This is a genomic window from Pacificoceanicola algae, from assembly GCF_049341065.1.
Taxonomy (GTDB): domain Bacteria; phylum Pseudomonadota; class Alphaproteobacteria; order Rhodobacterales; family Rhodobacteraceae; genus Pacificoceanicola.
Genome location: NZ_JBMPIX010000005.1, coordinates 245,073 through 266,199, shown reverse-complemented (window position 1 = coordinate 266,199; position 21,127 = coordinate 245,073). Strand labels below are relative to the sequence as shown.

The following is a 21,127-nucleotide window of genomic DNA, read 5'->3' as shown; positions in this document are numbered from 1 at the left end:
TGCCCCACTCATAAACATTGCTCCATATTCGAATGTGAACGCATCCTAGATTTCATATGGTTCCGCACTTTGTTTGGCCGCTCGCGTTTTATCTGCAGTTGCAACAACCATGGGTCGTTGCCCCTTGATGACCGTCAAATTGAGATTGTCATCCTGAAATGGCCCGGCATATTCCCATGGCGCGTGGTCCGTGCAGCTAATGATTGCAGATCGACGACAGCTCAATCCCTGAATGGGATCTAATGTCCGATAATGAACGGTGCCCTTGAATTTAGTGTGCTCTCTCCCGGACCACAAACAACAAAATAACCTGCGAATTTTCCGGTAGTCAGTGAACTGGTCCCACCTTTTCGGACAGATTTGCAGCTTCGCTAAGGTGTATCTTGTTTAGGTCTCATGCTGCCTTTTGCTCTGCCAAGGCAGTCCAATATGCGTCGTCCATCGAGATTTGCAAACCCGCTTCGGTCAATGTCGTGATCCTCGCCGATCCCGTGAACTGGCTTGCCCTGATCCGCATTCATGATCCCAGGCGGGCCGTGTTTGGCGATGGCCTTGTTCAGGGCGTCCATGCAGAAGTCCGCGTGCATGGTGGTGCTGAGCCGCCAGCTCAGCACCTTGCGTGTGGCCCATTCCATGATGGCGACCAGGTAAATGAACCCGTTCCGCACTGGCACGAAGGTGATGTCGCCACGCAGCACTTCCAACGAAACCTTGGTCTCAAACTGATCTGTAAAGTTCCGGGGCTTCGCCATTCTCGTATCCATTCAAAGGTCTGGGATACACCCTAGCCGACTGTCCAGTTTCTGGGGCCACTCTCACAGAGCTTCTAAATCGGTAAAGGCTACTTGAATGGAGCCTCGTGCTCCCCGAAAGGCCGGTTGAAAGGTGTCCGTGGTCATTCGATATGTGGCCTTGCACGCCGAAATTCGCCTGTAATTCGCACAATTGGAAACTCTTCTAGGAACGGCCCCTGCCCCATTAGTCATTGCTAGATCGTCGACGTATAGCAAGCTGATTCATTTAGGAGACATTCATCGACGTGGCTAAATTGCCTGCTACTGACGAAAGATGAGTTGTGAGCATACCCAACGTTCTGGGTCCTAGTATCTCTTGTTTCGACTTGCCTGTGTTATGACCGCGGTCATAAAGCGCTCGAATGCAAAATATGACCGCGGTCATAAAGATGCTTTTATCAAGCTGTCTGCGACTGTCTTTCCATGGAGGCCTCTTGAAGCAGAGCCTGTACGTAGCGCTCTGGGTGTTTGATATCTAGAATGCGTTCGGCCAAGTAGTTCAGCACTTTCATGGCTCTCATTGAGCCCAGAGCCGAGACCATGTTCACTCGGGTTGAGTGCGACAACCCGAGGTATCCGGCAAAACGGTACAGCCGATCCCAAAGATCCTTCTCTGACTTTGGAACATCTTCATGGAAGCTCGCTAGGTGGTGGCATTTCTCCCAGGCGTCTAGAATGTTCAGGGTCTCTTTCTTTTTATATTCTTTTCTTTGGGACTCTGAGTGCCGGACAATTTGTCCGGGATCGGCGGCAAGATTGTCCGCGACGGTCTCGTCCGCAATTTCGTTTTGCTGGGTCGAAATCTGTGAATCCAAGGCTTCGTTGATCTGTCGCTCCAAGGCCGTGGCTTCGGTTTGCGTCAGCGTGGCGCGCCGCAGGATGTTGCGCGCGCTTGCGGTGAGGTCTTCAAGCCAATCTGGAATGTTACCGCAGCACGCACCGATGGTGCGCCGTGCCTCGGAAAGGCGCGCGCTGATGCGGCTGCGCATAGCATTCAGAAAAGCGGCTTCAGCTTCCAGATGAGATTGCAGTTTCGCCAGTTCCGGCAGCTTTTCAAAAAGCGGGCGAAGGTCGATTCCATAGGCGTCGACAACCTTTCCCTCGCCATTTCGTACCGGAAAGCGGCGACTGTTGGCCGAGAACTTTCGGCGGATCAATCCCGCATCTTCCAGCCGCTTTTCGCCTCGACGGAAGCGGCGCTCGTCCATGCAGTTCGCGCGTTCCAGCAGGGTAGGCAGGCCAGCATAGGAAACCAGAACCTGGTCGGACCGTACGGGACCTTTCGCAAGGACAGACAGGTGAGCCGACAGTACGGTGATTTCTCGTTCGCCAAGGTCAAGCGCGCGGGCGACGGCTTTGACCGTGGACAAGACCTGCCAGCGGTCGTGAATAAACGGAATTCGGGGTGTGGACGGCGTAGAAATACCCGTCCCGCAGGCGTGAGCCTCGGGTTGCAACTGGTTCATAGCATTTCAGACGGCAAAAAATACCCAATCACCGAAGATCGGTGTTGAAAGCGAATCGTGTGCGGGGTATCAAGTAATTGCTACAGAACTTGAGAACCCTTCTTGGCTCCGGCTTGGGAGGGTTTTCTTTTGCCTTCGTCTGCTCCTCTCTTTTTTGGTTTCTGCTCTAGTGTCCGACCGGGTTGTCCCGGTTCAGGATTGCTTGCGATAGGCGTCCAATAACTGCGGGATTTGTTCCAGCAGATGGTCGAGGAAGCCCTCAGGTGCGTCTTGTGTGACTTTGACGGTCAGTTGCCGGCCGCGCCGCGTTGCCAATACCGGAGCGACCTGCGTGGTATTATCTCTGGCCGGGGCAGGGGGCTTGGCTGGTTTGCCCGCCGCCGCTTCGAGAGACGCGAGAAAAGCGTCAAAGCGTTCTGCGCTGTCAGGGATATCATTAGGCACCGGGCAGGGCAGGGGGCCTGCCTTGATCAGTTTGGCCAACCGTTCCCACTTGCGTCGACCGACGCCGCGCGCCGGTCCTATCTGTTGCACGATGTCCTCGCCAACGGTCGTGAACACCGACTTCATTCGGCTGATCATCGACTGATCGACACCAACGAATTTCTCGACCTGTTGCTGGGTGAAACCGGCTTCCAAGGCAGACAAGATCGTGCGTGCGCGCTCGATGAACGACGTCTCAAGGCGTTCGTTGTTCTCGACGCCTTGGGCGATAAAGGCCTCTTCGTCGGTCAGTTTGCGGACAAAGGCCTGAATGGTCTCGTGGCCAAGCTCTGTCATGGCCCGCAGACGGCGGCGCCCGGTGACGATCTCAAAGCGATCCGTGCCCGGTTTTGGGCGGACAAGAATAGGGATCTGCTGGCCTTCGTCCGCAAGGCTTCGCTTCAGGCTGTCGAGGCCTTCGGTCAAGTCTATCCTGTCCGCGATAGGGGACGGGTCAATCAACTCTAGCGCGAGGTGACGAAACATGCGCTCCTCGGCGGCGGCGGATTTTGCCGCGTTCTCGAGGCTTGCGGCGCCCTTGGCGAACATTGGTGCGCGTCGGGGTGATTTCGACGTGATGGGAGCATCGCCGCCCGCAACAGGGACGGGGAAAACGGGACGGCTCTTACGTGCCATTAGCTATCCTCCCTTTCGAAGGGCGTCCGACCCCAGGCCTTGATGATTTCGGCGTCGACCTCGTCGGCAATCCCACTGAGGGATTCGAAAATGCGATCGTAAGTCTTGCGATTGAAGCTGCTGGGCTCAAGCTCCAGCAGGGGGTTCATGGTGTTGCCCGCATCCGCGATGGCGGTGGAGCTGACCATGTCATGCTGAAGCATCGCACCGCGCAAATGAGAGCGTAGGAAAGACGAGAGTTGCAACTGTGCCGGATCCGAAGCCGAATATCGCGTCAGGACGAAGCGTATGAAATCATAGCGCTTTACCTGATGTTGCTCGACGACCTGCATCGTGCCGGAGGCGAGTTCGAGGAACTTTGCCAATGACACGACGTCCAGCATGCCAGCGGACAGAGGGATCAACATCCCGGTTGCAGCAAAGACCGCCGAGATCACCGCAAAGGACATGTGCGGAGGTGTATCGAAGAGAACGAGATCGTAAGCGTCGTCCACAACTTCAAGCGCATCCGAGATGCGGCGGTGGAACGGGGTGCCATCAGAGGCCCGGAATGAGGCAGAGGTTTCATACTCGAATTCCGTCATCGACATCGATCCGGGGACGATGTCGATGTTGGGAACATAGGTGGCCTGAATCGCCTCGGTGATCGGGATGGGGCCTTCGCCTGTCTCGGGGTCGGCATAGCGCAGCACGTCATAGACCGAAGGCAAATCGTCGAGGTCCGCCTGTATGTCGAACATATCCGAGAAACTGGCCTGCGGGTCGAGGTCGATGCAGAGAATCCGATAGCCGCGTAATGCCAGAAACTGTGCGAGGTTGACCGAGAGCGACGTCTTGGACACCCCGCCCTTGAGGTTATAGACCACCAAACGGGACTGGTGATCGCCCGGCAAACGGCGGGGATAACGGTCATCGCCGATCTTGCCTTCACGGCGCAACACCTCGAGTATCTGATTGATCTCTTCGGCCGAGAAATATTTCCGGTTCCCAGCTTCAAGCGTGCCTTCTGGCATGCCGGGCAAGGAATTCAGGTATTGCCGCAGACTATTGTATTTGACCCGCAAAGCGTGGGAAACTTCACGCACGGAAAAGGCGCGCAGCGGCTTGTCCGACTTGCGGGTGTCCGGTGCATGAAGAAGCTCGCGCTGTTGCGTCAGCGCGTTGTCGATGATTTCGCTGAAATTCATCAGCTGCTCGGAGGCTAGAAGATCCGCCATCGTGCCCGCCCTCGTATATTTTTTTATTATCTTATCTCATATCAGATTTGATGGGGATTTCCAGTCAATCCTGACATGGGTCGCAAATTTGATATATGCGCCTGCCGGTGATGTGAATAACTTGTTGATAACTCATGGATAACTCGGTCAAAGTCAGCGATCGTAGATTGTCTCAACCGACAATGTCACCTGTAAGACAAGGGGTTGGGAAACCTTTTTCACCCAAAATTCGAATCTCTGCGAGACGTGTAGGCGTCGGATTTCCGTGGGCAACTGGCTCATCGCTGACCAAAGCCGGTGCCAAGCAGCCCGGTCTCAAAGACCGAGACGCGAATTTTGGCCAAAGGTTGTCTCGATTTGCGCAAAAATACCCAGAAATCGGCCCGATTGAGAACACAAATGGATTTTATTGCTGCGACAAAGAGCATTGGAGTTCCCATATGTACCTGTCCGTTGTGGTCCCCTGCATGAACGAAGAGGCTGCCATAGAAGAGTTGGTGGTCCGGTTGATGACGGTAATTTCGCCTTACAGTGAACGTGCCGAGATTATCTTGGTGGATGACGGCTCGACAGATGGCACTTGGGCCGAGATTGAACGGATGCGGGCCATCACACCCCAGCTTCGCGGTCTGCGCATGTCGTCAAACAGAGGGCACCAGATCGCGCTGACTGCGGGACTGCAAGCGGCAAAAGGCAGTCGCATCTTCATGCTGGATGCTGATTTGCAAGACCCGCCGGAACTGCTGGCAGATATGATGGCAATGATGGATCGCGGCTATGACGTCGTTTATGGCCGCCGCGCAGAGCGGCAGGGCGAGACCTTGTTCAAACGCGCCTCGGCGCATCTGTTCTATAGACTATTGAACGTGATGTCGGATGTGGCGATCCCGAAGGACACCGGCGATTTCCGTCTGGTAAGCCGCCGCGCGCTGGATGCGGTGTTGGCAATGCCTGAAAAGGCCCGGTTTATCCGCGGTATGTTCGCCTGGGTCGGTTATGAACAGTTCGGCATTGAATACAGCCGCGCACCCCGCCTCACCGGCGAGACCAAGTACCCGCTGCGCAAGATGCTTCGGCTGGCGATGGACGCCATGACCGCGTTTTCCACGAAACCGCTTCGGCTGGCGACCCGGCTGTCCTTTGTCAGCCTCGGCGTGGCCGGCTTGATGATGATCTACGTGCTCTATTCGTTGGTCCTGTACCAGACCGCGCCGGGATGGGCCTCGGTCGTGGTTGCAATCAGCGCGTTTTCCGGTGTGCAGCTTCTGACGCTTGGAATCTTGGGAGAGTATGTCGGACGGCTCTATGTCGAGGCAAAGAACCGCCCGCTCTATTTTATCTCGGAAGACACCGTTGTGGCCGATCCTGTCGCCCTGAAAACCAGGGCCTAAGTCATGACGTCGGGGCACAGACTCTTTCGCTTTGCACTGGTCGGGACTGCGGTCGCGGTGCTTTATATCCTGCTTTATGCAGGGTTTATGGCGCTTGGAATGCCGCAGGCGATCGCCAATGCGCTGGCATTTCTGATGGCCGTCGCGGTGCAGTATCTTGGGCAGGCGGGGCTTACCTTTGACGCGCCATGGCGCGACCGTACCCAAGCCCTGCGTTTTGCCGCCATGATCGGTCTGGGGCTTTTGACGTCGGCCTTGATCACTGGCGCGCTTGGCCCCGCCTTTGGCTGGCATGCGCTGGTTTCAGCCGCAGTCGTTACCCTCGTACTGCCCATACAGAACTTTGTAATCATGTCGCGCTGGGTTTTTTCCCGCCGCCGCGACCAGATGGAGACCGTCCGATGACCCATGTCTACAGCGACACGTTTTTCAACTATATCGATCAGGGTGCACGATCATCCGCCCAAGCCCTGATTGGCCTGCTGAACCAGTGGATCGCGCCGCAGTCGGTCCTGGATCTGGGCTGTGGCCGGGGTGTCTGGCTTGATGAATGGAACGCGGCGGGCGCGATAAGGGTACTGGGTGTCGATGGAGATTATGTCAATCGTGATGCCTTGGCGATCGGCAGGGAGAGCTTTCACGCTGCCGACTTGACGCAACCGCTTGCTCTTGGCCAGCGGTTCGATCTGGCACAAAGTCTCGAGGTCGGAGAACATCTGCCGACATCCGCTTCGGATACGCTGGTGGACAGTCTCTGCGCCGGGGCGGATCGGGTGTTGTTTTCCGCAGCGGTGGTAGGGCAGGGGGGCGAATTTCACGTCAATGAACAGCCGCTGGCCTTCTGGCAGGAAAAATTCGCCGCGCGCGGGTATCGCGCCTACGACTGCTTGCGCCCGCATCTGAAGGCCAACACGAATGTGGAGCCTTGGTATCGCTATAACGCGGTGTTCTATGCGAACGAAGCCGGTGCCAAAGACCTGCCTTCCGAGATCACTGAACATGCGCTTGCCCCGGGTGAAACGGTCAGGGACATGGGCAGTCTGACATGGGCCTTGCGCAAGGCAGTTGTCGCGCGGTTGCCGCAGCATCGGGTGACACAAATCGCGCAATTGCGGGCCAGCCGTCTTTCCGCAAAAGCCGCCCGCGCTCAGAGCCTCGCCGGATGACCCATCTGGCTGATGGGGCCGTGTTGCGCCCAAGCATTGCGCAGGGGATCTTGCGCCATCCGATGATGGCGCCGGTCCTGCTGAGCATGCTGGCAATTTTGGCCATTTCTGCGCCTAATCTGCTCGACCCAATGATCCGGTTCGACGATTATCCGGCGCTTTTCGCCGATGCCGGCGCCTATTGGCACAAGACCAAGGACGAAGGCCGCTGGCTGAATTACCTGTGGCATCTGCGCGGGATCACCACGCCAGCTTGGCTGAACTTTTTGCTGTATCAGCTTCTCTGGTCGCTTTTTGCCGCCTTTCTGGCCATTGCTGCGTTGCGCGATGTCGCTAATCGGGCTTGGTTCGCCACGGTTTTGGCGCTGCTTGTTCTTGTGGCGCCCTCGGCAACCATGATTTCGCTGTGGTTCAACACGCTTCTGCCCGGGCTGGCACTGATCGCTTTATATGCCGGATTGGGCCTTGTCGTTTCGCGCCGCACCCATCTGGCCCTGATGGTGCCGATGACCGTGCTGACCTTTATGGCCTACACGACCTATCCATTGCTGCTTCTTGCGACGGCAATTACTTGCAGCAAAGAGCGCAGCCTGCGCGACCTGATCACGCTTCTTTCGGTCTTTTGCTTTAGTTTCGTGCTGGCGGTTCTCTGTGTCTACAGTCTGAACTTGTCGATCCACGGCGTCTTTGGCGTGCAAGTGGCCGACTGGCGCAACGCCACACCCGGGACGGACTGGACGAGCCTTTTGGGCAATTTGCCTCTGCTGTCCGAATCCCTGCGCGATTTTCTCAGCCGATCCAGCTTTGATTTTTCTCCGATGATCTGGTTCCACCTGACGTTGCTGACCCTTGCCACGGGCGTATTGTTGCGCCGTGTTCCGATGGAGGCGCTCTATCTGCATGCCGGGTTGGCTATGGGGCTTGCTCTGATCGTTGTGCAGGTGCTCAAGGTCGGCGTCATAGCCCCGCCGCGCGCGTTCATTTTTGCTTGGGTGTTCTATGCTCTACTTGTTGTCCGCGCGGCACAACTTCTGACCGACAAAGGTGGATTGGCCGGACGTTTTGTGCGTAACGCTGTGTTGTTGATCGCCGGGAGCTACTTGCTGCAGACATTTATGCAGTACACGACCTATCGCGATTGGCAGTCGGAGACCCGCGCACTTGCCGAGACGGTGCAAGCCACCGAAGCGCCCATGGCAATTGCCGATGACATCCTCGATCTGCCAAGTGCCCGGTCGGCCTTTGTTCAGAACAACTTGGCATTGAGCTTTCGCTTACAGCAATTGACCGGGAAGATCATACCCGTCTGTGTCGGAGCGAGTGGTCCCTGTTGTCCGGAAATCGCCGCCACCGGGGGCAGGTGTCCGACCTTGCTGCGCGTCCGGACGCATGATGGTGTTCCGCATATTGTCCTTGAATAGAGGTTCTAACCGTTCCTACTGCCTCTTGTGCATCATCCGCGACTGACGTCGCTTGACACAGTCTCGGACTGTGCCTAAAGCCGCGCCTTTCCGGTCGAACAGGGGTATTCCGGTATGGTGCAGAACAGCCAGACATTGGGCATAGATTTTGGCACCTCCAATTCGGCCGCCGGGTTCATGCAGGACGGTGCCCCGCGGCTGATAAAGATGGCGCCAGGTCAGACAACGCTGCCGACCACTTTCTTTTTCGACTATCATTCGCGCCAGACCCTGATCGGAGAGCCTGCCAATCAAGCGCTTCTGGAGGGGGTCGAAGGGCGGTTCATGCGCGCGCTCAAACGGGTGCTTGGCACCGGCTTGATGCATGAAAAGCACCAGATCCTGAACGAGAGGGTGACATTCGTCGAGATCATCGCGCGCTTTCTGCGCGAGGTGAAGGCCCGGGCCGAGGCTGACACCGGCCTGACATTCGAGCGCGCCCTGTCCGGTCGCCCTGTGGTGTTTCACGGCACGAATGATCCGCGCGAAGCAGCAGCCGAGGCGGACCTGCGTGCCTGTTACCTTGCAGCGGGGTTTCAGGAAGTCGCTTTCATGCTGGAACCCGAGGCGGCGGCCATCGCCAGCGGCGCGCTCGAGCAGACGGGCGAGACAGGCATGATTGTCGACATTGGCGGCGGGACCTCGGATTTCTCGGCCTTTCGGTCGCGGTGCGACGGTGTCGAAATCCTCGCCAGCCACGGCATTCGCATCGGCGGCACCGATTTCGACAAGGCGATCAGTTTCCATCAGGTGATGCCGCTGCTGGGCAAGGGCTCCCAATTGCGCAACGCGATGGGCCCGGGGTCATTGCCCGCGCCCAATGCGATTTTCAACGACCTGGCGACCTGGGAAAAGATCCCGTTTCTATATACGGCGCAGAACCGGCGCATGGTGGCCGACATGGCCCGCGTCGCCGAAGAGCCGGAAAAGCTCGCCCGCTTGTCCAGCGTGCTTCAGGATGAATTGGGACACGAGATTGCCTTTGGCGTCGAGCGCGGCAAGATCAGCGCGAACAAGGGCGACATCGACGCCGCTATCATTCTTGACGAAATCGAGCGTGGGTTGCGCGCGCCACTGCCCAAGGATGTGCTGTCCAGCACCTTGGCGCCGCATTCTGAAGCTTTGCGTCAGAGCTTGGATGATACCTTGCAACTGGCGGGGTTGGAGGCAACACAGATCGACCGGGTGATCTATGTCGGTGGTTCCAGCCTGATGTCTGTGGTGTCTGAAACGGTTCGGGACTGTTTGCCAAATGCGCGCCACAGCTATTCCGAAGTTTTTACGGCGGTGACTGAGGGACTCGCCCGCGCGACGGTGCGAGTCTGAGCAGGTCCGGTTTGGCGTGCGCGTTGGTCGCGATCAAATCATTTCGAAGATTGCCTTTGGATTCGGGCTGGCGAAGACGCGGCGTGCCAGATGGATATGCATTGTTGAAGGGCGTCCCGAGACGCCCCGACCGGCGAAAATTCTGACGCCGGAAAATCTGCCTGGAAAGACTCTTCGAGGTGTAAATTGTCGGTTTAACTCGCACTGACTGTTGGGATAAGGTCCGCTCGATCCAGATATCCGGGAAAGCAAATGCCTTATTACCGTTCCAGAACCAGCACTCATGGCCGCAACATGGCCGGCGCCCGTGGCCTTTGGCGCGCCACCGGCATGAAAGATGGCGATTTCGGCAAGCCGATCATTGCCATCGTCAACAGCTTTACCCAATTCGTGCCCGGCCACGTGCACCTGAAGGATCTGGGTCAGCTGGTCGCCGCCGAAGTCGAAAAGGCGGGCGGTGTTGCCAAGGAATTCAACACCATCGCCGTGGATGACGGGATCGCGATGGGCCACGACGGCATGCTGTATTCGCTGCCCTCGCGCGAGATCATCGCCGACAGCGTGGAATACATGGTCAACGCCCATTGCGCCGATGCGATGGTCTGCATCTCGAACTGCGATAAGATCACTCCGGGGATGCTGATGGCGGCGATGCGCCTGAACATTCCGGTGATCTTCGTGTCTGGCGGACCGATGGAAGCGGGCAAGATCGACATCAAGGATCTTGACGTGAAGAAGATCGACCTTGTCGACGCCATGGTGGCCGCCGCGAGCGAGACATACACCGACGCGCAGGTCCAGCACATCGAAGAGAACGCTTGCCCGACCTGCGGGTCCTGCTCGGGGATGTTCACTGCGAACTCGATGAACTGTCTGGCCGAAGCATTGGGTCTGGCGCTGCCGGGCAACGGCTCGACCCTGGCCACCCACGCCGACCGCAAGACCCTGTTCCTTGAGGCCGGGCGCCGTATCGTCGAGATCACCAAGCGCCATTATGAGAACGAAGAAAAGGGCCTTCTGCCGCGCGAGATCGCGACATTCGAAGCCTTCGAGAACGCCATGAGCCTCGACATCGCTATGGGCGGGTCCACCAACACGGTTCTGCACCTTTTGGCCATCGCCAGCGAGGGTGAGGTCGACTTTACCATGGACGACATCGACCGCCTGTCGCGCAAGGTGCCCTGTCTCTGCAAGGTCGCGCCGAACATCGTCAACGTTCACATGGAAGACGTGCACCGCGCGGGCGGAATTTTCTCAATCCTTGGTGAGTTGTCGCGCGCCGGTCTGCTCAACAACGATTGCGCCACAGTGCATTCCAGCAGCATCGGCGAAGCGATTGCCCATTGGGACATCAAGGTGGCCAACAACCCCGAGGCTGAGGCTTTGTTCAAAGCGGCCCCCGGCGGAGTGCGCACAACGCAGGCCTTCAGCACCGAAAACCGCTATAAGGAACTGGACACTGACCGTGAAAATGGTGTGATCCGCTCGAAGGAACACGCCTTCAGCCAAGATGGCGGGCTGGCTGTTCTGTTCGGTAACATCGCCGAGGAAGGTTGTATCGTCAAAACCGCCGGTGTGGATGCCTCGATCCTGAAGTTCACCGGCAAAGCCCATGTCTGCGAAAGTCAGGACGCCGCCGTGAACGACATCCTGACCGGCAAGGTGCAGGCTGGCGATGTGGTGGTGATCAGATACGAAGGCCCGCGCGGCGGCCCCGGTATGCAGGAGATGCTCTATCCAACCTCCTACCTGAAATCCAAAGGTCTGGGCAAAGACTGTGCGCTGCTGACCGATGGCCGTTTCTCGGGTGGCACTTCGGGGCTTTCGATCGGTCACGTCTCGCCCGAAGCGGCAGAGGGTGGCACGATCGGCTTGGTGAAAAATGGCGATGTGATCGAGATCGACATTCCCAACCGCAGCATTCACCTGGCCGTTGACGATGCAGAATTGGCCGAGCGTCGCAAGGCACAGGAGGCCGCTGGCTGGCAGCCTGCCGAGCAACGCAAGCGCAAAGTCTCTACGGCATTGAAAGCCTATGCCGCGTTGACCACCAGCGCCGCCAAAGGCGCCGTGCGCGATGTCCGTGGTGTGACAAGAGTTTGAATATCAACGCCGCCGGTGGAACACGATTTCCGGCGGCGTTGTTCCAACCCGTTTGCGCCGATGCAGGTCGCTTGGGTTCATTTGATCTTTACTATCGGCTCATATGATCCTATATCTGTAGGTCAGGAGCCAAAAATGCACGTTTCAGTAAAATCCCGCGAACCGGCCGAACTCAACGCTGTTGCGCTGAAGGCCTATGCGCGCGTCGCCGACGCCTGGTCGCTCAGCGTCAAGGACGCCGCTGCCCTTGCGGACATGTCCGAAAGCACTTGGAAACGCGCAAAGAAACCCGGGTTCTCGGGCGAACTGACGAAAGACCAGTTGCTGCGGCTGAGTGCCATCGTCGGCATCTACAAATCGCTGGAGCTGTATTTTTCGCAACCGCTCGCGCGAACCTGGTTTACTCGGCCGAACACAGGGCCTTTGTTCGGCGGCGCCCGGCCAATCGACACCGCCATCGAAGGTGGTTTGCCCCAGATCCTTGCGGTCCGTACGTATCTGGATGCCCTGCGGGGGGGCGGATGAAACGTACCGAGATTTCGGATCGCGGTCTTGTCCGGCTTCTGCCAGCCACCTACCACAAACCGCCCTCTTTGCGCGGTCTCGTTGACTCAGACGACGAACTCGAAATTCTCGCCGAGATCGAAGGCCTGACAAGCGCGCGGCTGCTTGCCGAGCGGGGCCGAAACCCGCATCTCGACCCGCGCGAATTGGCCTGGCGGCGGCGGAGCCGGGATTTGCGCATATACGGCGATACCCACGTCAACGCGGCCTTTTCCTATACCCGCGCTGGTGGAAACCGCTTCAATTCGGATGAGCGGGGGGCTTGGTATTGTGCTTGGGACACGATGGTCTCGATCTCTGAGGTTGCGTGGCACCGGACGCGAGAGCTGGGCTACACCGACTTCTTCGAGGACAATGCGCGTTATGTCGAACTGCTTGCGGATTTCATTGGCCTTTTTGATGACATCACGGATGAGCCGGATCATCCCGCTCTCAACCCCGATCCGGAGGTTGGCTATCCTGAAGGGCAAAGTCTGGCGCAAAGCCTCCGGCGCGAAGGTTCGCGCGGGCTGATTTACCCATCTGTCCGGGCGCCAGTGCCGGGCAGCAATTGTCTAGTGTGCTTTGAGCCGCGTTCAATCCAGAATGTGCGCCCCGGCGCGTCGTGGGATTTGGTGTGGGAGGGGTCGCCAAGTTATTCGGTCTCTGCGGTGGGCTGACTCTTGGAGTTCAGCCTTTGTTGGTACTTCAGACGACAGCGCCCCAGATCAGTTTCAGCGAGATGGCGAACAGCAGCAATAGCGTCACCCGGTCAAAAGCTTGCGCAGGCAGCCGTGCGGCGAGCCATTGGCCAATCGCGATGCCACCAAAGATCGGAACCAGCGTCAGAAACCCGATCAACGTGCGTTCGCCGGTCAGCACGCCCAGCGACCATAGCGCCGGGATCTGCACAACAGACATCATGAAGAAAAACAGGGAAATGGTGACGATGAATTGCGGGCGCGGCAGGCGCATGGCGTTCAGAAAAGTGACCGAGACAGGGGCAGACACTCCCCCCGCGCCCTGAAGGATGCCACCCAGAAACCCCACAGGCCCCACCAACCTGTTGGCGGCGTTCTGCGCCAGCTGCCAGCCCGGTCGCACAATGCGAAATCCGATATAGGCCAGCACGATCACAGCTACCATCAGCATCAGCATTTCTGCTGGCAAGAACGCCAGCATGAGCGAGCCAACCCCGGCCCCCACCGCACCGGCGCCGGCAAAGATCAGAGTAAAACGCGGGCTGGCCAGATGGGCGCGGAACTGCCAGCCTTGCCAGATGTTCGATACGAGATTGGAAACCACAAAAACGGACACGGCAAATGGCACGCCAAAGAACAGCGAAAGGATCGGCACGCCAACAACCGGCGCCCCGGCCCCGGTCGCGCCCTTGAGCACGCCACCAAGAAGGACCGCGGAGAACGAGATCGCGATGGTCTGAAGATCGGGCATTTGCATCAGTGTGTGTCCGACACTTCCGTCACAAGTTCAAGCAACGCCGGGCGGCCTTCGGCGATCATCGCCAGGGCGCGGTTCAAGGCCTGTGGCAAGTCGGCCCCGTCCTGGATCCGCTCGGCATAACCGCGCGAGGCGCGCGCGACGGCGGTAAAGTCGGGCAGGGGGGTCAACCCGGTCAGCGGCACGGCATTGGCGCGGGCGGCCGCGCCCCCCGGATAACCGTCAATAACCGAGCGGCGCACGGCGTTCCAAAGCCCGTTGTTCTTGACGATGGTCAGCACTGGCAGGCCAACCGCCTCGGCGATCTGGTGGCAGGCGACAGGGTTAGAGAACATGTAAGAGCCATCCCCCATGCAAGCGATGGTCAGTTTGCCGGGCCGCGCAAGTTGGGCGCCAAGCGCCGCAGGCAGTGCCCAGCCCAGCCCACCGGCGTGGACATTGTTGAAGTGGCGGTTTGGCCCTTGCAGGTTCAAAAAGCCGGGCAAAAGGCCCAGTTCGGAAAAGGCCACTGCGTCGGGGTCCATGATCTGGCCAACACAGTGGCTGATCCATTCAGCGGACATCGGGCTGGTCGCGCCTTGGGTTGCCTTCTCTTGCCGGGTGGCCTGCGCCTTGGCATGGGCCGTGCGCAGGCGGTTCAGCCGATCGGGCGCACCGGAGTTCGCCTTTGATGCGCCGATCAGAGCCTGTATCGTTGCCACGGGATCCCCGGCGATGGCCAGATCGCTGCGATAACTGCGGACCGGCATCCGGTTAAAGTGGGGATCCGGGCCGATGTGGATGACACGGGCATCGGGGGCAGGGGTCTCGAGCGCTTCGATCCAGGGCACGCCGCTGTCCAGCACAATCACCAGATCGGCGTCCTTGGTGCCGCCGGGACCATAGCCCTGAAGGCAGGGGACCGAGGCGGGCAGAAGATTGCGGATGGTAAAGGGTTCGTGGACGGCGATGCCGTGTTTCTGCGCAAGTTCGGATACGACGCCCGAAAGATGCCCCGCCACATCACCGCGTTGACACAGTAAAACCGGGCGCTGCGCGGCGCCCAGCCACTCGGCGGCCTGCACAACCGCCCCGGGGTCGGGCATAGCCGGTGTTGTCGGCGGGGTGGGGGGATATCCGGGATCGCTGCCATGCGGCAGAACATCAGAGAGGGGTTCCTTTGGCAGCGACAGGTAAACCGGGCCGCAAGGCTCGGATCGGGCCAGCGACAGCGCCCGATCGACCAGCATTCCGCCCTGTTCCGGATAGCGCAATTCATAGTTGTATTTCACCATGTCGCGCACCAGTGAGGTTTGGTCGAACATCTCTTGCCCGTATTGGATCGGAGACATGCGGCATCCGGCGCGGGCGCGTTCGGTCAGCGGCGTGCGCCCCGACATCACCAGCATCGGCACATTGTCCGAGGCTGCGTTGATCACCCCCATGACCGCGTTCGCCAGACCGACGTTCACATGCACCATCACTGCCTGAGGTCGTCCGGTCACAAGGTAGACACCATGTGCCATGGCCACCGCCGCGCTTTCATGCGGAATGGTCACGGGGATCGGCATCGACGCAGGATCGCCGCCCGCCAGCGCCTCGATCACCGGGGGAAAATCGGTGCCTGCATTGGCAAACAGCCATTCAACTCCAGCGCGTTTAAGCCCGGTCAAAAGCGCCTCGGCGCCGGTTTGACGATGATCTTCAGACATGGTGGCTCCCCCTCGTGCGGTCCGGCCGCCACGTAAGAGTGCCAAAAATCATGAAGATTTTGCAACAAATATGTGCTCAATTCTCATATAATAAGAATCATGGCCAAAAACGGAACTGAACCGAAGGCCAACGGGAGGAAGTAAAACATGAAACACATGATCTTTGGCGCGGCGCTGGGGCTGGCAAGTGTGATCGCGGGGGCTGGGGCGGCGCAAAACGTCGGCATCGCAACGTCGAACCCCGGCTCACTGTTCCACAACATCGGCACAGCCGTGGCCAACGCCGCGAATGCGGGCGGGCTGAACACCACGATCCAGCCTGCGACCAGCCCAAACCAGTTCATTCCCTTCGTCAACTCCGGCGGAATCGAGTTCGGCGTCGCCAACCTGCAAGAGGTCAACTACGCCATTACCGGCGAGGCGTGGTGGAACGGCATGAAGAACGAAAACCTGCGGGTGGTGGCTCATCTTCAGCCATTGGTCGAGGCGATCTTTGTGCGCAAGGACAGCGACATCATGAGCGTCGCGGACCTCAAGGGCCAGCCAATGACCGATGGCTATACCGCGCAGAACACCATCCTGCCGCAGCTGTCGGCGTTCTATTCCACGGCGGGGCTGACGCGCGATGACGTTCAGCAGGTCTCGGTCGCCTCGGTTGTGGCGGGGGCCAATGCCTTTATGGCGGGCGATACCGTGGGCTTCATCTTTGCCCATGGCGCTGGCAAGGTCCGTGAAGCAGATGCCGCGGTCGGGGGCCTGCGCGCGCTTGGCGTTGGCGATGCCAGCGATGCCGCGCTTGCCGCGGCGCGCGAACACTGGCCCACGGCTTTTTTCATGGAGCTGAAAGCCGGCGCGATGCCCGGCGTGTTAGAGGATACGACCTATATCGCTTTCCCGCAGGTGGTCTTTACCCATGCAGACGCGTCCGACGAGGCGGTATACCAGATGGCCAAAGCGATGTACGAACACGCAGCGGTCATGGGCGAAACCTTTCCACCGATGCGGGCCTTCAAGCCCGAGAACATGAAGGGTGATCCGGGCATTGCAGAGTTTCATCCCGGTGCGCTTAAGTTCTTTGAAGAAGTCGGTCTGAACTGAGGCTCTGATGCGGGGTGCCATGGATAACGGGAAGGCCAGTGGCCTTCCCGAGGGCGCAGCGCGCGTGCTTTCGGATGTGTTGGCGGCGCTGATCGTGCTGTTGGCCATGGGTTGGGCGCTGTCCTTCCAGCGCACGTTGGGGCTGTCGCTTTATCCGCAACAATTGTTTGCCGCGATGCTCGCTCTGACCGTGGCACTGGCCTTTCTGACGCTTCCGGGGCGGCGATTGGCGGTGCGGCGCTGTGTGCCTTGGTATGATGTGGCGCTGGCCGTGTTGGGGCTGGTGACGCTAGGTTATCTGGCGGTCCGTTATCCCGATCTGGTGTTGATGATCTTTGCCCGCCCGCCCGAATTGTGGCTGCCGGGCGCGATCACCATCGTGCTGGTGCTAGAGGCCTTGCGGCGGGCGACCGGCTGGGCTTTGGTAGTGATCATTCTGGCGTTTCTACTTTACGCCCTTTTCGGTGACGTCTTTCCGGGGCGGCTTCAGGGGCGTGCGCAGAACTGGCAGATGCTGTCGGGCTACATGGCAGTGGATTCAAACGGCATTCTGGGACTGCCCATGTCGGTGGCGGCAACAGTGGTGGTGGCCTTTATCCTGTTTGGCGTGCTGCTGGAAATTACCGGGGGCACCTTGTTCTTTACCGATGCGGCGATGCTGGGCATGGGGCGGTTCCGCGGCGGCTCGATGAAGATCGCGGTGCTGGCGTCGGGGCTGTTCGGGTCAATCTCGGGGTCCGCCGTGGCGAATGTCGTGGGCACCGGGGTGGTCACCATCCCGATGATCAAGAAAGACGGCTATCCCGCGCACAAGGCGGCGGCGATCGAGGCAGTGGCCAGCACAGGCGGGCAATTGATGCCGCCGGTGATGGGGGCCTCGGCATTCTTGATGGCCGAGTTTCTGGCCTTGCCGTATTCGCAGGTGGTGCTTGCCGCGCTGGTGCCTGCGGTGCTGTATTACGTCGCGCTCTTCATTCAGGCTGATCTTGAGGCCGCCCGACTGGGCATCCGCGCCATCCCGGCCGAAGACATGCCCAAAGCCCGGCAGGTCGCCCGGGGCGCGCATTTCGCTTTGGCCTTTGGCGTGCTGATCTACCTCCTGTTCTGGCAACGGTACCAACCCGAGCGCGCGGCGCTTTGGGCGGCGCTGGTTTTGGCGGGCACATCGCTGGTGCTGGGCTATGGCGGCACCAGGCCGGGGCTGCGCGCCCTGTTTGGTGCATTTTCCCGCACCGGGCGCGCGGTGGTGGATATCCTGCTGATCTCGGCGGCCAGCGGTTTTGTCATTGGGGTGCTGAACATCACCGGCCTCAGTTTCAACCTGACCTACCTGTTGGTTCAGGTGGGCGGCGGATCGCTGATCGGGCTTCTGCTCCTGTCGGCTTTGGTCTGCATCGTGCTGGGCATGGGTCTGCCAACTTTGGGAGTCTACGTACTGCTGGCGGCGCTTGTCGCCCCGGCGCTGATCCAACTGGGGGTCGAGCCGATCGCCGCACATCTGTACGTACTGTATTTTGGCATGATGTCGATGATTACGCCGCCCATTGCGCTGGCGGCCTTTGCGGCGGCCACGATTGCCCGCGCGCCCGCCATGGCAACCGGACTTGCGGCGATGCGTTTTGGCTGGGCGGCCTATGTGATCCCGGTGCTGTTTGTCTTTTCGCCGACGCTGATCCTGAAAGGCGCGCCTTTCGACATCGCCTTGGCGCTGGTCACGGCGACCATGGGCGTCTGGCTGGTCTCTGCGGCGCTGGCGGGGTTCTTTCGCGGACCGCTTAGCCCAGGGTTGCGGGCTGGCTTTGCACTTGCAGGGCTGTTGGCGCTGGTTCCGGCAGAGGCCTTTGCGGGCGGTATCTGGTCCGATCTGGTGGGAACCGCTCTTGGCGCTGGCCTCATGCTACGCGAAACTCTGCGCGTCCCTGATCCGGGGGCGCAGACATGAACGCTGCGGACCGATTGTTGACCATTCTGGGTCTGTTCTCCGAGGACCGTCCACGCTGGTCCGCCGAGGACATGATGGCCGCCACCGGGTTCACGCGCCCTACGCTGTATCGCTATCTCAAGAACCTGCGCGACGCTGGACTGCTGATGTCTTCGGGGGCCAGCTTCATGCTAGGGCCGAAGGTGACCGAGATGGATTACCTCATGCAGCGCGCCGATCCGGTGATCGCGGCAGGGCAGGGCGCTTTGAGACTGTTGGCTCAGACCCATCCCGGGTCGGCCTTTCTGGCGCGCTGGTACGGCCGGCGCATCCTGTGCGTTGCCTCGGAAAGCTCAGCGCCGGGGCTGCGTTCCAGCTATCCGCGGGGTCGGCCGATGCCATTGGCGCGGGGGGCCATTTCGCGAGTCATTCTGGCGCATCTGCCGAAACGCGAACAAGAGGCCATCGGTGGCGAGAACCTGGGCGAATTCGCGCGCACAGGTACGGGCGAGACGGTGCAGGAAATCCGTGCAACGCTGCGCCGGGTCCGGCGCGAAGGCGTTGCTGTGGCGCATGGCGAGGTGACGCCGGGCGTGGTTGGCATCGCCGCTCCATTGCTGGAACCCGGCGGCACGCCCGTGGCGGCGCTGTGTTTCACCGTCGATGAGGCGGGGTTGAACGCCAGCCAGTTGGCGCATTTGCGTGCAACTGTTCGGGCGCAGGCTCAGGACGTCTCGGCACGGCTGGCGGAATTGGAGGAAGTTGGACATGGCTGATTATGATGTGGTGATCAACGGCGGTGGTCCTGTCGGAACCGGGCTGGCGATCGAGTTGGGGCAACGGGGCCTTCGGGTCGCTTTGGTCGAACGCAACCGCGATATCCCGCGCATCCCCAAGGGTCAGAACCTGACCCAGCGCACCGGCGAACATTTTGCGGCCTGGCATTGTGCAGAGCAGATGAGGGCGGCTTTTCCGATCCCCGAAGGCAGCGGCATCGGCGGGATGACCTGTTATGGCACTTTGCTGACCGACTATCATTATGACTGGCTGAACCGCGCCCATGTTCGAGATTTCTACGCTGCCCCCAACGCCCGTCTGCCACAATACGTGACCGAAGAAGTGCTGCGCGACAGGCTGGCCGAACTCGAAGCCGTCACGGTGTTTTATGGGTGGCAGGGCACTGCGCTGGATCAAGGGCCGAAGGGGGCGATGCTGACCATCGCGGAAACCGAGGGGCCGGGACTGCGGGTCTTGCGCGGCGCTTATGTTGTGGGTTGCGATGGTAGCCGGTCGTTCCTGCGCAGTGCGGCGGGTATCGACGAAGAACAGAACGATCACGGCCGGTTGATGGCGCTGCTGGTCTTTCGCTCGACCCAGTTGCACGAACTGCTAAAGCGCTATCCCGGCAAGGCATTCTATTGCGTTCTCCACCCTGATTTCGACGGCTACTGGCAGTTTTTCGGGCGGGTCGATCACGGCACCAGCTGGTTTTTTCATGCGCCCGTGCCACGCGACATTGACCGTGACAGCTTTGATTTCGGGGCGATGTTGGAACGTGCGGTTGGGCAGGCCTTTGACTTTGATCTCGACTATGTAGGGTTTTGGGATCTCCGGGTGGCCGTGGCGCGCAATTACAAAGCCGGGCGCGCCTTAGTTGCCGGGGACGCGGCGCATTCGCATCCGCCATACGGCGGTTATGGAATCAACACCGGCTTTGAAGACGCGCGCAACCTTGGTTGGAAACTGGCTGCCACGATTCAGGGCTGGGGCGGGCCGGACCTGCTGGACAGCTATAGCGCCGAACGCCAGCCTGTTTTCGCCTCTACCGGGCGGGATTTCATCGAACGCTATATCACCGATGACCGCGCCTTTCTGCGGCGTCACAAGCCCGCCGACCCGGATTTTCCAGACCATTGGTACGGACGCAACTTGAACAACGCAGAAGTGGATGCCTTTGAGCCGAATTACGAAGGCTCGCCGGTCATTGGCGGACCGGGCGCACCCTCGGCGCGTGGTGAACACCAGATGAAGGCACGGGCCGGCCACCATCTGGCACCGCAAACCCTTGCTGACGGGCACGGCGTGTTCGAAGCACTGGGACCGGGGTTTACCTTGCTATCCGCCGATGGCACCGACTCAGGGTTCGTGGCAGCTGCGCAGGCCCGCGAGATTCCGCTTCAGGTGCTGAAAATGAGCGATGCAGCCCAGAAAGCATGGGACGCACCACTTGTTCTGGTTCGGCCTGATCATTTTGTCGCTTGGGCCGGAGAAGCTCCGGATGCCAGTCAGGTCATGGACCGCGCTGCTGGCTGGCCTGATTGATAAGACAATGTGTTATCAGTCAATAATTAACATAATGCATATTATGAGACTA

General features: G+C 59.6%; 18 protein-coding genes. 12 read left to right on the top strand and 6 right to left on the bottom strand.

The features are described 5' to 3' along the window. Positions 1-371: 371 nt before the first annotated feature. The 4 genes from ACOYQJ_RS10300 to repA form a co-directional block, all read right to left on the bottom strand. Positions 372-752, bottom strand: a complete 381-nt coding sequence (locus ACOYQJ_RS10300; RefSeq protein ID WP_422905937.1) for a DDE-type integrase/transposase/recombinase — start codon at positions 750-752, stop codon at positions 372-374. 440 nt (positions 753-1,192) lie between these two features. Beyond that, positions 1,193-2,260 (bottom strand): helix-turn-helix domain-containing protein, encoded by a 1,068-nt coding sequence (locus tag ACOYQJ_RS10295; RefSeq protein WP_422905936.1) that lies wholly within the window; start codon positions 2,258-2,260, stop codon positions 1,193-1,195. A gap of 192 nt (positions 2,261-2,452) precedes the next feature. Next, positions 2,453-3,379 carry a ParB/RepB/Spo0J family partition protein gene (locus ACOYQJ_RS10290; RefSeq protein WP_422905935.1) on the bottom strand — a complete coding sequence of 309 codons (927 nt, stop codon included), beginning with the start codon at positions 3,377-3,379 and terminating at the stop codon, positions 2,453-2,455. Beyond that, a complete protein-coding gene (gene repA / locus ACOYQJ_RS10285) occupies positions 3,379-4,596 on the bottom strand; it encodes a plasmid partitioning protein RepA (RefSeq protein WP_422905934.1) in 1,218 nt (405 codons plus the stop codon). Before repA ends, ACOYQJ_RS10290 begins: the two co-directional genes overlap by 1 nt. A 440-nt stretch (positions 4,597-5,036) precedes the next feature. On the opposite strand from repA, the gene ACOYQJ_RS10280 reads away from it, so the two are divergent. The 8 genes from ACOYQJ_RS10280 (at position 5,037) to ACOYQJ_RS10245 (ending at position 13,265) form a co-directional block, all read left to right on the top strand. Next, positions 5,037-5,987 (top strand): glycosyltransferase family 2 protein, encoded by a 951-nt coding sequence (locus ACOYQJ_RS10280; protein WP_422905933.1) that lies wholly within the window; start codon positions 5,037-5,039, stop codon positions 5,985-5,987. 3 nt (positions 5,988-5,990) lie between these two features. Then, on the top strand, positions 5,991-6,392 hold the full coding sequence (locus ACOYQJ_RS10275; RefSeq protein ID WP_422905932.1) for a GtrA family protein: 402 nt from the start codon (positions 5,991-5,993) through the stop codon (positions 6,390-6,392). After that, entirely contained in the window at positions 6,389-7,153 is a 765-nt protein-coding gene (locus tag ACOYQJ_RS10270) for a methyltransferase domain-containing protein (RefSeq protein WP_422905931.1), read from the top strand. Before ACOYQJ_RS10275 ends, ACOYQJ_RS10270 begins: the two co-directional genes overlap by 4 nt. After that, positions 7,150-8,574, top strand: coding sequence for a hypothetical protein (locus ACOYQJ_RS10265; RefSeq protein WP_422905930.1), 1,425 nt, complete (start codon positions 7,150-7,152; stop codon positions 8,572-8,574). Before ACOYQJ_RS10270 ends, ACOYQJ_RS10265 begins: the two co-directional genes overlap by 4 nt. A gap of 114 nt (positions 8,575-8,688) precedes the next feature. Then, positions 8,689-9,939, top strand: coding sequence for an Hsp70 family protein (locus ACOYQJ_RS10260; RefSeq protein ID WP_422905929.1), 1,251 nt, complete (start codon positions 8,689-8,691; stop codon positions 9,937-9,939). Positions 9,940-10,191: 252 nt separating this feature from the next. Next, complete coding sequence (ilvD, locus tag ACOYQJ_RS10255) at positions 10,192-12,042, top strand: dihydroxy-acid dehydratase (RefSeq protein WP_422905928.1); 1,851 nt, start codon at positions 10,192-10,194, stop codon at positions 12,040-12,042. A gap of 135 nt (positions 12,043-12,177) precedes the next feature. Beyond that, positions 12,178-12,567 (top strand): MbcA/ParS/Xre antitoxin family protein, encoded by a 390-nt coding sequence (locus ACOYQJ_RS10250; protein ID WP_422905927.1) that lies wholly within the window; start codon positions 12,178-12,180, stop codon positions 12,565-12,567. After that, complete coding sequence (locus ACOYQJ_RS10245; protein ID WP_422905926.1) at positions 12,564-13,265, top strand: RES family NAD+ phosphorylase; 702 nt, start codon at positions 12,564-12,566, stop codon at positions 13,263-13,265. The genes ACOYQJ_RS10250 and ACOYQJ_RS10245 overlap by 4 nt, the downstream gene beginning before the upstream one ends. A gap of 28 nt (positions 13,266-13,293) precedes the next feature. Here ACOYQJ_RS10245 and ACOYQJ_RS10240 read toward each other — a convergent pair whose 3' ends face one another. Next, positions 13,294-14,043 carry a sulfite exporter TauE/SafE family protein gene (locus ACOYQJ_RS10240; RefSeq protein WP_422905925.1) on the bottom strand — a complete coding sequence of 250 codons (750 nt, stop codon included), beginning with the start codon at positions 14,041-14,043 and terminating at the stop codon, positions 13,294-13,296. Next, complete coding sequence (locus ACOYQJ_RS10235) at positions 14,043-15,734, bottom strand: thiamine pyrophosphate-requiring protein (RefSeq protein ID WP_422905924.1); 1,692 nt, start codon at positions 15,732-15,734, stop codon at positions 14,043-14,045. The genes ACOYQJ_RS10240 and ACOYQJ_RS10235 overlap by 1 nt, the downstream gene beginning before the upstream one ends. Before the next feature lie 147 nt (positions 15,735-15,881). Here ACOYQJ_RS10235 and ACOYQJ_RS10230 point away from each other — a divergent pair, with 147 nt between their 5' ends. The 4 genes from ACOYQJ_RS10230 to ACOYQJ_RS10215 are packed head-to-tail and all read left to right on the top strand — an operon-like array spanning position 15,882 to position 21,075. Further along, on the top strand, positions 15,882-16,832 hold the full coding sequence (locus ACOYQJ_RS10230; protein WP_422905923.1) for a TAXI family TRAP transporter solute-binding subunit: 951 nt from the start codon (positions 15,882-15,884) through the stop codon (positions 16,830-16,832). A gap of 19 nt (positions 16,833-16,851) precedes the next feature. Next, the gene (locus tag ACOYQJ_RS10225) at positions 16,852-18,774 is read left to right on the top strand and encodes a TRAP transporter permease (RefSeq protein ID WP_422905922.1); all 1,923 of its coding nucleotides are present in this window, start codon (positions 16,852-16,854) and stop codon (positions 18,772-18,774) included. Next, positions 18,771-19,529 (top strand): IclR family transcriptional regulator, encoded by a 759-nt coding sequence (locus ACOYQJ_RS10220; protein ID WP_422905921.1) that lies wholly within the window; start codon positions 18,771-18,773, stop codon positions 19,527-19,529. Before ACOYQJ_RS10225 ends, ACOYQJ_RS10220 begins: the two co-directional genes overlap by 4 nt. Next, the gene (locus tag ACOYQJ_RS10215; RefSeq protein WP_422905920.1) at positions 19,522-21,075 is read left to right on the top strand and encodes an FAD-dependent monooxygenase; all 1,554 of its coding nucleotides are present in this window, start codon (positions 19,522-19,524) and stop codon (positions 21,073-21,075) included. The genes ACOYQJ_RS10220 and ACOYQJ_RS10215 overlap by 8 nt, the downstream gene beginning before the upstream one ends. Positions 21,076-21,127: the final 52 nt, after the last annotated feature.

Bases quoted from the DNA above. Each gene is read 5' to 3' on its own strand.
- ACOYQJ_RS10240 (WP_422905925.1), bottom strand. From the start codon at position 14,043: ATGCAAATGCCCGATCTTCAGACCATCGCGATCTCGTTCTCCGCGGTC.
- ACOYQJ_RS10230 (WP_422905923.1), top strand. From the start codon at position 15,882: ATGAAACACATGATCTTTGGCGCGGCGCTGGGGCTGGCAAGTGTGATC.
- ACOYQJ_RS10220 (WP_422905921.1), top strand. From the start codon at position 18,771: ATGAACGCTGCGGACCGATTGTTGACCATTCTGGGTCTGTTCTCCGAG.
- ACOYQJ_RS10295 (WP_422905936.1), bottom strand. From the start codon at position 2,260: ATGAACCAGTTGCAACCCGAGGCTCACGCCTGCGGGACGGGTATTTCT.
- ACOYQJ_RS10300 (WP_422905937.1), bottom strand. From the start codon at position 752: ATGGCGAAGCCCCGGAACTTTACAGATCAGTTTGAGACCAAGGTTTCG.
- ACOYQJ_RS10235 (WP_422905924.1), bottom strand. From the start codon at position 15,734: ATGTCTGAAGATCATCGTCAAACCGGCGCCGAGGCGCTTTTGACCGGG.
- ACOYQJ_RS10265 (WP_422905930.1), top strand. From the start codon at position 7,150: ATGACCCATCTGGCTGATGGGGCCGTGTTGCGCCCAAGCATTGCGCAG.
- ACOYQJ_RS10245 (WP_422905926.1), top strand. From the start codon at position 12,564: ATGAAACGTACCGAGATTTCGGATCGCGGTCTTGTCCGGCTTCTGCCA.
- ACOYQJ_RS10270 (WP_422905931.1), top strand. From the start codon at position 6,389: ATGACCCATGTCTACAGCGACACGTTTTTCAACTATATCGATCAGGGT.
- ACOYQJ_RS10280 (WP_422905933.1), top strand. From the start codon at position 5,037: ATGTACCTGTCCGTTGTGGTCCCCTGCATGAACGAAGAGGCTGCCATA.
- ACOYQJ_RS10260 (WP_422905929.1), top strand. From the start codon at position 8,689: ATGGTGCAGAACAGCCAGACATTGGGCATAGATTTTGGCACCTCCAAT.
- ACOYQJ_RS10225 (WP_422905922.1), top strand. From the start codon at position 16,852: ATGGATAACGGGAAGGCCAGTGGCCTTCCCGAGGGCGCAGCGCGCGTG.
- ACOYQJ_RS10250 (WP_422905927.1), top strand. From the start codon at position 12,178: ATGCACGTTTCAGTAAAATCCCGCGAACCGGCCGAACTCAACGCTGTT.
- ACOYQJ_RS10290 (WP_422905935.1), bottom strand. From the start codon at position 3,379: ATGGCACGTAAGAGCCGTCCCGTTTTCCCCGTCCCTGTTGCGGGCGGC.
- ACOYQJ_RS10215 (WP_422905920.1), top strand. From the start codon at position 19,522: ATGGCTGATTATGATGTGGTGATCAACGGCGGTGGTCCTGTCGGAACC.
- ACOYQJ_RS10275 (WP_422905932.1), top strand. From the start codon at position 5,991: ATGACGTCGGGGCACAGACTCTTTCGCTTTGCACTGGTCGGGACTGCG.
- repA (WP_422905934.1), bottom strand. From the start codon at position 4,596: ATGGCGGATCTTCTAGCCTCCGAGCAGCTGATGAATTTCAGCGAAATC.
- ilvD (WP_422905928.1), top strand. From the start codon at position 10,192: ATGCCTTATTACCGTTCCAGAACCAGCACTCATGGCCGCAACATGGCC.